The 13,601-nt window shown below is 39.9% G+C and carries 10 protein-coding genes; 9 read left to right on the top strand and 1 reads right to left on the bottom strand.

The window, feature by feature from the left end; translation table 11 throughout:
• Positions 1-6 precede the first annotated feature (6 nt).
• The 9 genes from NSQ25_RS15850 (at position 7) to abc-f (ending at position 11,654) form a co-directional block, all read left to right on the top strand.
• Entirely contained in the window at positions 7-1,689 is a 1,683-nt protein-coding gene (locus NSQ25_RS15850; protein WP_120207745.1) for a DUF2326 domain-containing protein, read from the top strand.
• 701 nt (positions 1,690-2,390) lie between these two features.
• Positions 2,391-3,281 carry an ABC transporter substrate-binding protein gene (locus NSQ25_RS15845; RefSeq protein WP_251027186.1) on the top strand — a complete coding sequence of 297 codons (891 nt, stop codon included), beginning with the start codon at positions 2,391-2,393 and terminating at the stop codon, positions 3,279-3,281.
• A gap of 168 nt (positions 3,282-3,449) precedes the next feature.
• Complete coding sequence (locus tag NSQ25_RS15840; RefSeq protein ID WP_070326049.1) at positions 3,450-4,619, top strand: macrolide family glycosyltransferase; 1,170 nt, start codon at positions 3,450-3,452, stop codon at positions 4,617-4,619.
• A 119-nt stretch (positions 4,620-4,738) separates the two neighbouring features.
• Positions 4,739-6,379 carry a nickel ABC transporter substrate-binding protein gene (gene nikA, locus NSQ25_RS15835; protein ID WP_326135834.1) on the top strand — a complete coding sequence of 547 codons (1,641 nt, stop codon included), beginning with the start codon at positions 4,739-4,741 and terminating at the stop codon, positions 6,377-6,379.
• A 15-nt stretch (positions 6,380-6,394) separates the two neighbouring features.
• The gene (opp1B, locus tag NSQ25_RS15830) at positions 6,395-7,324 is read left to right on the top strand and encodes a nickel/cobalt ABC transporter permease (protein WP_326135833.1); all 930 of its coding nucleotides are present in this window, start codon (positions 6,395-6,397) and stop codon (positions 7,322-7,324) included.
• Positions 7,325-7,329: 5 nt separating this feature from the next.
• Positions 7,330-8,217, top strand: a complete 888-nt coding sequence (opp1C, locus tag NSQ25_RS15825; protein ID WP_125586011.1) for a nickel/cobalt ABC transporter permease — start codon at positions 7,330-7,332, stop codon at positions 8,215-8,217.
• Positions 8,180-8,998 carry an ABC transporter ATP-binding protein gene (locus NSQ25_RS15820; protein ID WP_326135832.1) on the top strand — a complete coding sequence of 273 codons (819 nt, stop codon included), beginning with the start codon at positions 8,180-8,182 and terminating at the stop codon, positions 8,996-8,998. Before opp1C ends, NSQ25_RS15820 begins: the two co-directional genes overlap by 38 nt.
• Positions 8,992-9,762, top strand: coding sequence for a dipeptide/oligopeptide/nickel ABC transporter ATP-binding protein (locus NSQ25_RS15815; RefSeq protein ID WP_041115617.1), 771 nt, complete (start codon positions 8,992-8,994; stop codon positions 9,760-9,762). Before NSQ25_RS15820 ends, NSQ25_RS15815 begins: the two co-directional genes overlap by 7 nt.
• Positions 9,763-10,094: 332 nt before the next feature.
• A complete protein-coding gene (gene abc-f, locus NSQ25_RS15810; protein WP_326135998.1) occupies positions 10,095-11,654 on the top strand; it encodes an ABC-F type ribosomal protection protein in 1,560 nt (519 codons plus the stop codon).
• 217 nt (positions 11,655-11,871) lie between these two features.
• Here abc-f and NSQ25_RS15805 read toward each other — a convergent pair whose 3' ends face one another.
• The gene (locus NSQ25_RS15805; RefSeq protein ID WP_024426100.1) at positions 11,872-13,281 is read right to left on the bottom strand and encodes a polysaccharide deacetylase family protein; all 1,410 of its coding nucleotides are present in this window, start codon (positions 13,279-13,281) and stop codon (positions 11,872-11,874) included.
• Between the last annotated feature and the right edge of the window lie 320 nt (positions 13,282-13,601).

Below are 13,601 nucleotides of genomic sequence, written 5' to 3'. Positions count from 1 at the left end.
TCTAAATTGTTCATAAAGCGTTTGATTATTAAAGAAACAAAACCTGCTCAAAAAATCATTAGAAACATTCGTTTTGCTAAGGGAATGAATTTTATTGTCGATGCTGGAAAAGATCAGGAAAAGGGAAATAGTGTTGGGAAAACGACTATTTTAAAGTTGATAGATATATGTTTGGGAGCAAAAGACAAGAAATTTATTTACTTTGATGATGAAACAAAGCAAACAAATGAGATACTAAAAAACTATATTATTGACAACAAAATTAATGTTGAACTGGAGGTTGTTGAGTCTTTCGACGAGGAAGATTCAACTGTGCATATTCTTTCTGTGGATCTTTATCCTCGGGGGAAAAGATATATCAATGGTATAGAAGTGAATCAAATTGATTACTGGCCACAACTTAATGAGATTTTCTTTTCTAATCTCGCTAATCATCCTACATTTAGACAGTTAATTAATATGTTTGTTAGAATAGATCAACGGGCAGACAATAATAAGTTCCTTAAATTTTTGGAAAGAACTAATGATGCAACCTATGAGAATATTTATTCGTATCTTTTTGAGATGCAAGATCAGGAAATAAGTAACCAAATTTTAGATTTAAGAAAAGAAATTGCAGAGAAAAATAAAGAAATAAAAAACTTTATGTCTATAAACAATTTTAAATCTATAGATAGTGTCAATCAAAAGGTAAATCTACTAAAGTCGACTATTGATGAATTAAATGATCAAATGAACATATTAGTGAATTCAAGGAAATTCAAAGAAAATGAAGAAAAAATATCTGAAATAAAAATTATGTATTCTGATTATAGTGATCGGATTGATGAACTTTTATTTAAAAGAAAGAGAATCATAGATATTCTTGAGGATGCTGAGCAGGAAATAAAAAATGCCATTGATAAAGAGGTTCTAAGAAATTTATATAATGAAACTCTGGAAGCAATGGGTGAATTACATAAGGAATTTGAAGATTTAGTAAAGTTTAATGATGAACTTATGCACAATAAAATAAGGTATTTTAATTTTCAGTTAGAAAAATTAGAAGAAAAAATTAGTGTTCTTGAAGAAGATAAGAATCAACTGTTTGAAAAACATAAGAATGTAATTATGTTAATAGAAGAAAATAAAATTGATGAGTATACTTCATTGCAAAGTAAACTAGCGGAATATAACGAAGAGTTGGGGAGTAATAAGAACATTAGATCAATTTATAATCTTTTAGAGAGTCGGGTGGCGAAGCTTGTTAAACAATTAGAAGAAACTGAAGCTGAAGCTACTATTAAGGAAGATTCTTTGTCTATCTTTAATAAATATTTTTCCCAATATAGTGAAAAGACTAATGGAGAATCCTTTATGCTCTATAAAACAGAAAAAGGCTTCCCTTTTGGTATTGATAACGTAAAAAGGGGTTTAAGTACAGGTACGAGGAAATCCATTATTGTTGCATTTGATTTAGCCTATCAACAACTAGCTAAGGATTTGGAGAAAAAAGTCCCCAATTTTATAGTTCATGATGTAATAGAAACTATCGACAAGGTAGCTCTAAATGCCATTATCACTATCGTGAACTCTATAGAATGTCAATACATTGTAGCAGTTCTAAAAGAGAAAATTCAAGATATTGATTTACAAAAATCAAATATTGCAGTTACATTTTCTGAAAATGATAGACCTTTTAGAATTTAAACGGCAAAAAGAAATCTTTAGGAAACAAGTATTCAACTAACATCCATCATTTTGGATCAAATTTGTTCAATTATTATCACTTTCAATAATTTCACATACAGCTTTATCCATCTTGTAATTGAGTAGATTGTTGATGTGAAATAATAAAAATAACACAGTTGAAAAATAACATTGGGTTAAATATCTTGAAGGTAAAATTGCACATAATTAAGATTTAAATTAAAATTTCGAAAAATGACTTGTGCGAGAACAAGCTTAACGGGAAAAATTAGGATTTCAGTCTGGCATTAATTACAAAAAAACATCAAAGAAATTGAAGCCAATATAAATCTTTTTAAAATGAAATTTCTGATTAGAAGAAAGAAATCAAAACAAATAATTTTAAGGATCATTACAAAAATTTTAATAAATATTGTCTTGTTTTAATTAGACACAGAAATATTCTTTGCACAAATTTTGCACCAAATCATCTTAAAATATAGTTACAACAGTAATCATAGACATAAATTGTACGTTCTCCGAGCGCGTACTTGACCTTGCTAACGATAGACAATGGTCTCACGAAATCCTCTCCTTTGGAGAGGATTTTTTTCGTTCCGCCTCATGTATAATTCACTTTTAAAACTTTTCATCTATGAATGATTATTTATGCTATAATTAATAATCATTCTCAATTAAAGGTGGTTTCGTAAGTGAAAAAAATGATCTGGCTGGTCAGTCTGCTGGCACTGCTGTTAGTGGCATGTGGGCAGAAAGAGAATAAAGAGCAAGCAGCAAGTACGCGTACATATACAACGGAAACGGGTGAAAAGATCACCATTCCTGCCAAACCGAAGCGGATTGTTGTGTTAACAGCGCAGCTTGGGAACTTTAAAAAGTTAGGTGTGACACCTGTTGGCATGACGGATGTTTATCCTAAATCATCATTTTTAGATGAAACAGGTGTGAAGCGGGTACCGATTGAAAATGTGGAGGCAATTGCAAAGCTGAAGCCTGATTTGATCATTGCTTATTCACAAAACGAACAGATTGAAAAATATAAAAAGATTGCCAAAACGATCACGTTTACGACAAGTGAACACAGCTTCAAAGAGATGCATATTGAAATTGGAAAGATTCTTGGAAAAGAAGCGTTAGCGAAAAAACAAATACAAGAAATGGACGAGAAGCTGAAGAAAGACGGGGAAGAAGTGAAAGCGAAAATTGGTGATGACAAGACATTCTCCATTATGGATGTTCAGCCAAAGCAAGTGTATTTATTTGGTACGGACTTTGGCCGCGGCGGGGAAGTCATCTATCAAGGCTATGGGTTCAGCTTGCCTGAAAAGGCAGAAAAGGCACTTCCCAAGGAAGGTTATCTCGGAATTTCACTAGAAGAGATGAACGAGTATACAGGGGACTATTTACTTGTACCAACAAAGGATGGAAAAAAGCCAAATCTTGATATAACGAACAGCGGTGTATGGAAGAAAAATCAAGCGGTGAAGCAAGGGCATGTCTTGTACTACTCAATCAAGGAATTTATCTATGCAGATCCGATCTCCATTGAAAAACAGTCTGCTGCATTTAAAAAAATGCTGCTCAAACCATAATGTGAAAAAGACAAAGTGCTCATTAGGAGACTTTGTCTTTTTTCATGCCACTTCATTATGAAATACTGGACGTAAGACTCATTTCTTCCCTTTTCAGGCGTATTTGTTGAGCCGGCTTGCTGTATATGATTAACATGGAAGGGAATTGACAATGAGGAGGAATTTCTTGTGGCGAAGATTTTATTGATTACGTTTCCAGCTGAAGGACATGTGAACCCTATGTTAGGAATGATTAAAGCATGGGCGGATCGAGGCGATGAAGTGCATGCGGTCACAACTGTACATTATGAGGAACGAATCAAACGCTTAGGCGCTCACGTACATATACATCCAGACTATATTCGGACATTACATGTGGAAGAAGGAGATTTAGATTCTATGCAGCCGTTCTTTCATGCCATGCTGCAAACATCCTATGATATTTTAGAGGTGGTGGAAACACTTTCCGAGAAGCATTCATTTGATTTGGTCTACTTTGATATGTTTGGGGCAGGGGAGCTTGTTCGAGATTATTTGCACATTCCAAGCATCGGTTCCAACCCATCTTTTGTGCTGCAAGAGGCACATTTTGATACACCGCTATACAGAAAGGATGAGAAAGCCGATCATCTGTTAGAAAAAATACAAGAGCGTTTTGGCGTTCAGCCGACGCGTTTGATGCAATTTATGAAAAACCGTGGAGAACTGAATATCGTCTATACAAGTGAATATTTCCAGCCTTCTGTTGATTCATTGAACGATTCGTTTGTTTTCATTGGACCGAGCTTTCTAAAAAGAGCCGACCAGCATGATTTCCCGCTGGAAGCACTTGAGCAAGAAAAAGTCGTTTTCATTTCCATGGGCACCGTTCTTGGGGATACAGAAGCATTTTTTAATATGTGTATAGATGCTTTCGAAGACTTTGACGGAAAAGTGATTATCGCAACAGGTGAAAAAGTAGATCGTTCTCTCTTAAAAGAGGCGCCTGCTCATTTTCTGATCGAGCCTTATGTGCCGCAGCTTGAAGTGCTCGAACTGACAGATGTGTTTATAACGCACGGCGGGATGAATAGTGTCAATGAAGGTATTCATTACCACGTTCCGATGGTTGTCATTCCAGTCGATAAAGATCAGCCGATGGTGGCACAAAGACTGACCGAATTATCTGCTGCCTGTACACTTGATAAAGATCAGCTGACACCAAAGCAGCTAAGAGAAACTGTTGAGAAGGTTTTAGGCAGTGACACGTACCGTGCGGGGATTGAGAAAATTGAAGAAAGCTTCCAAGCGGCAGGTGGAACAGAAAAAGCATTAAAGGTGATCGACCAATTTATACAAGCGAAACAGACTCAATCATGAGTCTGTTTTTTTATGAAAAGACGTTGTATTTCCCATTTCTGTATGCTAATATTCAATTCGTAATCATTTCGATTAATAATCGTAATGATTACGATAATGTTGAATTGGGGGAAGTACATATGAATGATCAACCTGTTTACATAAAAAAGAAATATGAGAAAAGGCATCCCTATGTGACATACACCTTGATGCTGTTTTCAGTGATGGCTTGTTTTTTATTGGCATCATGCTCTGAAAACAAAGCATCTTCCAGCAATGATAGAGAAGAAGATGAGCTCGTGTATGCAAGTACAAAAGATATCAGGGACATCAATCCCCATCTATACGGTGGAGAGATGGCTGCTCAAAATATGGTGTTTGAATCGCTTGTCGTCAATACAGAGAAGGGCGTTCAGCCTGCCTTAGCGAAAAGCTGGGACATATCAAAGGATGGAAGGACCTACACCTTTCATCTTCGAAAAGGTGTGACTTTTTCAGATGGTGAGCCTTTTAATGCAAAGGCAGTGAAATTGAATATTGATGCTGTCGTCAAAAATATTGAAAAGAACGCTTGGCTTAATCTCGTATCTGAAATCAAATCCACAAAGGCGGTAGATGACGATACATTTGTTCTCACGTTGAAAGAGCCTTATTATCCTACGTTAGAAGAGCTGGGCTTAACACGCCCCTTCCGTTTTATTTCTCCAAAAAGCTTCATTGATGGAACGACTGCAAAAGGAGTTAAAAGCTATGCAGGTACAGGTCCTTATGTACTAAAGGAACATAAGAAAAATCAATATGCCGTTTTTGAAATGAATGACCACTATTGGGGGCAAAAGCCGAAAATTTCAACTGTGAAATGGAAAGTCATGCCGGATCACCAAACCATCTTACTTGCGCTTCAAAAAGGAGAGATTGATCTTTTATTTGGAGCAGATGGTGACATGATTGATGGAGACTCATTCCAGGCTTTAAAAGAAGCAGGGCAATATGGTGTTACCGTGAGCCCTCCTGTTGGTTCAAGATCGATTGTGATTAATTCAAACCAGCCAATCACAAAAGATCCGAAAATAAGAGAAGCTTTTCAATACGCCATTCAAAAGGACATGATCACTGAAGGCATCTTAAATGGAACGGAAAAGGTGGCACACACATTGCTTGCTCCTTCTGTCCCTTACGCAGATATTCCACTGAAAAAGAAAACTTATCAAAAGAAGAAAGCAGAGGCAATATTGGATGAGGCAGGCTGGAGGATGAAAGAAGACGGGTATCGCTATCAAAATGGCAAACTGCTGAGTGTGGCTATTTACTATAATTCCGATAATGCAGGGGAAAGAACGATCAGTGAATCGATTCAACAAGATTTCAAGCAGGTGGGGATCAAGCTGGATATTAGAGGAGAAGAAAAACAGGCATTCTTAGATCGCCAAAAAACAGGAAAGTTCGATCTGATGTACTCGCTGTCTTGGGGGCTTCCTTATGATCCACAAACTTATGTCTCTTCATTCCGTGTAGCATCCCATGCTGATTATCAAGCTCAATTAGGACTGAAAAAGAAAAAGTGGCTGGACGAGACGATTACGGAAGTATTAGTAGAACCAGATGAGCAAAAGCGGAAACAAATGTATCAAGAAATATTGACGTATATCCATGATGAAAATGTCTACCTCCCAATCTCTTATTCTGTGACAAAGGCTGTTTATAATAAGCGCCTGAAAGGCGTAGGTTTTCATGTGTCTCAGTATGAAATCCCATTTGACCGTATGTATTTTGCGTCATAAAACGGAGGTAGAGACATGACTCGCTATCTCTTAAAACGAATACTGATGCTTTTTCCGCTTATGATCTTCATCACCTTCTTTGCTTTTGTACTGCTGACGATGCGGGCAAGTGATCCAGCAGAAGTCGCTTTGCGGGTGAATCAAGTCACTCCAACAGAAGAAATGATTGAATCGATGCGGCAGGAGTTAGGCTTAGACCAGCCATTTTTCATACGCTATGCCACATGGCTTAAAAATGGATTAACAGGTGATTTTGGCAGGAGCTATGTCACGCAGGAGCCCGTTTTTGATCTTATCATGGAGGCGCTGCCTGCGACATTGCAGCTTGCAGGAGCAGCGCTCTTTTTTATCATAGTGCTCAGTTTATTGTTCGGGGGGATCTGTTCATATGCTGCTCACACTTGGGTGGACCGTTTATTGAGAGCCTTTGTGTTTATCGCCGCTTCAATGCCTAGTTTTTGGCTGGGAATTTTGTTGATTTGGCTTTTTTCTGTCAAATTCAATTGGGTTAATACGAGTGGAATGGAAGGGTTCAAATCGATTCTTCTTCCAGCTGTCACATTATCATTAGGCTACTTATCGACCTATGTGAGACTCATACGTAATCAAATTCTAAAATTTCAGCACGAGCCCTTTGTTTTTTATGCAAGAGCACGTGGTTTAAAGGAACGAACCGTTCAACTGAAAGTCATGAGGCATGCCCTGCAATTAGCGGTAACAGCACTTGGCATGTCTATTCCAAAGCTCATTGCGGGAACCGTCATTATTGAGAACCTTTTTGCTTGGCCAGGGGTGGGCCGGTTGTGTGTAACGGCTATTTTCCATGCTGACTTCCCTATTATTCAAGCCTATTTGTTTGTGATGGGGTTCCTGTTTGTTATGTGCAACCTCATCGCTGATATGATGCAAATGACCATGAATCCGCAATTGCGAAAGGAGGTATGACAACAATGATAGGGTGGCATCAATTAAGAAAAGACCGTATGGCGATTCTTTCAATCTGGCTGTTAGTGCTTGTCGCATTAGCTGGACTGTTTGCTCCAATGTTAGCACCACATGACCCAACAAATACGAACATTCTTCAAAAATATGCCGGTATCAGTCTTACTTACCCACTCGGAACGGATCATCTGGGGAGATGTGTATTATCGCGGCTTTTATATGGCATTCGGACAACAATGCTTGCGGCTATGCTGACGATGTGTATCACGATGCTCATTGGCAGCGCACTTGGACTCATGGCAGGCTTCTTTCGAGGAAAGGTGGATGGGGTTTTGATGAGGCTGTGTGATGTCATGCTGTCCTTTCCAGCAGAGGTGATGATTCTTGCGGTTGTGGGAATACTCGGACCTGGACTATTCAATATTATTTTGGCCAATGTCCTAGCGAAATGGGCCTGGTATACAAGAATGATTCGGTCGTCTGTCCTTCAATATGCGAATGAACCTTCTGTTCAATTTGCAAAGGTGACAGGCGGCAAACCCCTTTACATATTGAGGAGACATCTATTTCCTCGCATCTCAGGAGAAATGGCTGTTTTTGCGACACTTGATGCGGGCTGGGTGATCTTAAATATATCAGCACTGTCTTTTCTTGGATTAGGTGTGAGTGCACCTACACCAGAATGGGGCATGATGCTCAACGAGGCGAAGAATGTCATGGTGACACATCCAGCTCATATGCTTGCGCCTGGACTTGCCATCTTGTTTGTGGTCATGGCGTTGAGCTTTTTAGGAGACAGCCTTCAGCATGCCGCGAATCCTGCCATGCATCATACCAGAAAGAAAGGGGTGAGGCCATTTGCCTTTAATCGCCGTAAAAAATCTGTCCGTACATGATCCACAGCAGCAAAAGAATATAGTGACGAATATCACACTTTCTTTACATCAACAACGCTGTTTAGCCATCATTGGGGAAAGTGGCAGTGGAAAATCAACTGTCGCTAAAGCGTTAATTGATCTTGTCGCCCCTTCGCTAGAAGTGGAAGGAACGATCATTTTTGACGGCAAAACATTAACAAATCAAGAAGCGCATCAATGGCGGGGGAAACGAATAGGTTTCATCTCACAGGATGTCATGAATGCATTCAACCCTATCGAAACGATTGGTCATCAAATGGTGGAAACATTTCAGCAGCATTTGGGCTTACGAGGGAAAGAAGGGAAAGCACATGCTATGGCTGGGCTTACACGTGTCCATTTAAAAAATCCATATGATTTGATGAAAAAATATCCGTATGAACTGTCTGGAGGAATGCTTCAGCGTGTGATGATTGGCATCACGATGATGCTTTCTCCAGATGTGATCATTGCAGACGAGCCAACTGCATCACTTGATGCCTTTAATCGGCGTGAAGTCATCAGACAATTACACAGTTTAAAGGAAGAAACGGCTGTTACCTTAATCGTCATAACGCATGATCTAGGCATCGTTCAGGAAATCGCTGATGAATTGATGGTTATGCACCAAGGAGTAATGCTTGAGCATGGGTCAGCCAAGGAAGTGTTCACATCACCCGAGCATCCCCAAACAAAGCATTTACTTGAGACGAGGCTTCGATTATCTGCCCCTACTGAAGCACTGCGGCAGCAGAAGAGAGTGGAGGCGTTTCCATGTTGATCACAGCTATCGATCTAGTCAAACACGGTGAGAAGAAAGGTCTTTTTTCAAATCAAAGGAAATCAAAAGACCGCATATCAAATGTTTCGTTTCAAATCGAAAAAGGACAATGTGCCGGATTAGTCGGTGAGAGCGGCAGTGGCAAAAGTACATTGGCACGTATCCTGCTCGGTTTAGAAAAAATAGATGGAGGAGAGGTACAGATTGATGGTATGACAGCTGACAAATGGCGGAGGGTGAATCGGGGGAAAATGAGTGTTGTCTTTCAAGATTATCTATCTTCTGTTCACCCTTCCTTTACCGTGAAAGAGATCATAGCAGAACCGATGCGTTTGTTAAAGCAGAATCAGAATCTGGATCAGAAGGTTTTGTCATTACTTGAGCAAGTCAGACTGCCCTCGTCTGTACTGAATCAATATGCTCATCAGCTAAGCGGTGGTCAGCTCCAGCGAGTGTGCATCGCACGAGCCATATCGACGCATCCAGCCATTCTCATACTAGATGAAGTCTTAAGCTCACTGGATGTCTCTGTTCAAGTACAAATATTGGAGCTGCTTGAGACATTAAAACAAGAGCTAGACATGACCATGCTTCTCATTACTCATGATGTAGAAGCAGCGGTGTATCTATGTGACCGCCTCCTATTTTTACATGAAGGAAGCCTAGTGGAAGAATGCAAAAAGGACGAACTGTTTGAAGTGTCCCATCCATTTACACTCCAGTTAATTGACTCACTTATGCCATTTCAGCTTGACAAAAAATAACCAATCTTTTATCGTATATGTAACAAACGACGGAAGGGTGACCCAATGCAATGAAGTACTAATCCTATGACCTGTAAGCAAAATGAACGAACGAAGGCAGTGAGCAAACGATCCGTTTGCCATGTTTGCTGCGTTTTCATTTTTTAGCTTCGGAATAGGATGGTACAGCTTGGGAATCAAAAAATGAAGTGATTGATACGCGGGATGTGTGTGTTCAAATAGGAACAGCCCTCCATGCTGGATCAATCCGCTTATTTTTGTACACCATTTTGCCTCCTATTCTGAGAATGGGAGGCTTTTTCATGTCTCCTGATATGAAAGGAGAGGATTGGATGTTATTAAAAGCCAATCAGTTAAAGGTATTTCGAAAAGATCGCTTGTTATTTGATATTGAGGAGCTCGCCATCCATCAAGGTGATCGCATTGGTCTTGTAGGGACAAATGGCAGCGGAAAAACGACTTTATTGCATGTGCTGGCGGGGCAGGAAACACCAGACAGCGGCACGGTTGCCGCCACAGCAGTCTGTACGCTGCTTCCTCAATTGAAACAAGGAGACGGCAGACAGAGTGGCGGTGAAATGACCCAGACTTATATTGAAAGAGCATTAAGCCGGCCGTCTGCTCTTTTATTAGCAGATGAACCGACCACTCATTTGGATACGGAGCATATTGAGTGGCTGGAAGATAAGCTGCGTCATTATCAAGGAGCTCTCATTGTTGTTTCACATGATCGTGCTTTTTTAGATGCAATATGTACGGAGATTTGGGAGCTGGATCATGGGAAGCTTCATCATTACAAAGGCAATTACACATATTTTGCACAGCAAAAAGAGCTGGCACATCGTCAGCAGGTGGAAGCGTATGAAGCCTATACACAAAAGAAAAAACAGTTAGAGCATGCACTGGAAAAGAAAAAGAAAAAGGCGGACAAAGCGACAAAGCCCTCCCAAAAGGTGAAATCCTCAGGGCCTAAAATTGCAAAGCCCTACTATGCAAATAAGCAAAAAAAGCTGCAAAAAACAGCCAAATCCATTGAAACAAGGATGGAGAAATTAGAAAAGGTGGAGAAGGTAAAGGACATTCAGCCGATTCAAATGTCTCAGCATACGATGAAGGAAGTAGCAAGCCGTACCATTTTGCGAGTGGAAAATGTAGATGGCAAGGCGGGCGATAAAGTGCTTTGGAAGCAGGCGAATGTGGAAGTGAGGGGCGGAGACAAGGTTGCCATTATCGGAAAGAACGGGAGCGGAAAAACGACATTTCTCCGCATGTTAGTGAATGGACACCCCGGAGTTACTCGTTCAGAGGCTGTCAAGCTAGCCTATTTTCGTCAGGATCTTTCAGGACTGAAGGCAGATGAATCGATTTTACAAAATGCGCTCAAAGAGGCGGTTCAAGATGAGACAGTGGTTCGAACGGTTTTGGCGAGACTAGGATTTAGAGGGGATGATGTGCACAAGCCTGTTGAGGTATTAAGCGGGGGAGAACGGGTGAAGACGATGCTTGCGTCCTTACTCGTCAGTGATGCCAATGTTCTCATGCTGGATGAACCGACGAACTTTTTAGATCTGGCGGCAGTTGAAGCACTTGAAGGTCTATTGAAGGATTACCCAGGTACCGTTGTGTTTGTTTCCCACGATCGCAGGCTGATTGAAGAGGTTGCCACTCGTATTTTCCATATTCATGAGGAACGTATTGAAGCATTTGACGGCACATATGAAGCCTATAAACAAAAGGAAGAAAAACCAGCTGTGACAAATAGAGAAGAGGAGCTTCTGTTAATTGATATGCAGCTGTCTGAAGTGCTCAGCCGTTTAAGTATTGAGCCGTCGCAAGAGCTTGAAGAGGCATTTCAAGCATTATTGAAACAAAAAAAGTCTTTGGAGTCATAAAAGAAAACCCCTGTTTACTCTACAGGGGTTTCAGCGCGCGGACAAACCCTCGCATTCTTTGTCAGTCCTGCGTGCCGGTGCTCACGAATGTACAATTCGCTCCGCTCCAGTACTCGTCCTTTCTAGGGCTGCAAAGGTTTTCCATCACGCTGAAAAGAAGACAAAGGGCTAAAATAAAGATCATTTTAGCCCTTTGTCAACAATTTGAGACCCCTGTTTACTCTACAGGGGTTTGTTCATGTCGTTCTTTTTTTAATTGTTCAAGTTCACTCACTGTGACGAGCTGGTAGCCTTGTTTGGTGAGTTCATGGATGATCTTTACGGCTGCTTGGGCTGAGCTTTCATAAATATCGTGCATTAACACTGTTCTGCCATCGGCTGCATGTGAGAGAACGCGGTTTGTGATCTGCTGGCTGTTGCGGATTTTCCAATCCTCAGGATCAACATCCCACAAAGTGACCTTCATCCCAATTGCATGATTGATATCTTGATTTGTACCGCCATATGGCGGTCTAAAGTGCGTAGGTGTATATCCGCTCGCTTTCTCAATCAGCTGCTGGGTGTCCTTCACTTGTTTCACCGCTTCATCTAAAGACAGTCTTGTTAATAAAGGGTGATTGTAGGAATGGTTTCCGATCTCATTCCCGCCTTTTAAAATATCGGCAAGCATTCCAGGATAATATTGCACCCTGCTGCCCAATACGAAAAAGGTGGCATGTCCTTTATTTTTCTTCAGCGCATCTAAAATTTTTGTGGTTGTCGCTGGATTCGGTCCATCATCAAATGTGAGTGCGATGGCTTTTTTATTCGGGTCAAGCTTTGATTTTTGCGGTAGCTTGACGGCTTTTCTTTTTGGATTCGGTTCTTTCATTTCATTTTTATTTTTGAGTTTATCCATATATTCTGGCTTTAATATGTCCTTCAGCAATGTCTTTTTGATTGCGAGTGTTTGCGGACCAAGATCCTCTGCGGCTACTTGAGATGCAGGGAAATAAAATTCTACATATTTGTCTTTCAAGGCAAATTGACTGAAGTTTTGAGCATCAGGGGCTGTTCCTTTCTGAAGGAGAGGCTGATCCTTAGATAAGGTTTTGTCCTTCCGAAGCTCTGTATATGTAATATAGGATAATTTCTTTAAATAATTGGTTTTAGGCAGAAATAAATCTTTGGTGTCAAGAAAGGCTTTTTTCTGAAAATCAAAGTTAATCGTGAGATGATTGGTGGTTCCATTTTGCTGGCCAGTATACGTATAGGTCGTAAAGCGAATGGCAGCAGACTGCTTCGCATAATGCACCATTTCATAATCAATATTCAGTTCATAGCGTTTATTTTCATCAATATCCTTTGCTTCACTGAATGTTTTTTTGAAATGCTCTAATGCTGAATTGGCATAGCTTTGAATCTTGTCATCTAGCTCTTTTTGATGAAAAAGAGGATAGTTGACTGCATATCTCATAAATTTCCCGTCATTTACGAGAGTGACAATTTCTACATCTTTATAGTTCGTATCCTGCTTTACATTTTTTTTCTCTGTACCGCTTGCTTGTTGATTTTGAAAGAAAGCAACTGCTCCAATGACGACTGCAAGCGCAAATAGGACGATACTCCATTTTCCCTTTACTGACACAACTTTCAAATCTCCTCTCATGACGGGTCATTCTTTATTAGTTTGACATCTGTTTGTAATATTTTTATAACATTTGACTTACTTTTGTAATTTTAGGGGATATTCATGCGAACTGTCAACTATTTTCCTATTAAACTATGAGAAAAAATGATAGGCCGTACTGAGCGGCAAAAAGAACCTCCCACCCCGATGCTCCGCACATACCTTCATTAATTAAAAAAAGGGGCGTACATTGATTTTTTAGAGGCTGACGGCTATAATTTTGTTGATTATGATTCTCATTTTCAAACTGACTTTTAATGAAGAAAAGGATGACACCG

The sequence above is a fragment of the Bacillus sp. FSL R5-0512 genome (genome assembly GCF_038593295.1).
GTDB lineage: Bacteria > Bacillota > Bacilli > Bacillales > Bacillaceae > Bacillus > Bacillus safensis.
The sequence above is the reverse complement of the archived record's forward strand: the minus strand, read 5'-3'. Positions and strand labels throughout refer to the sequence as shown.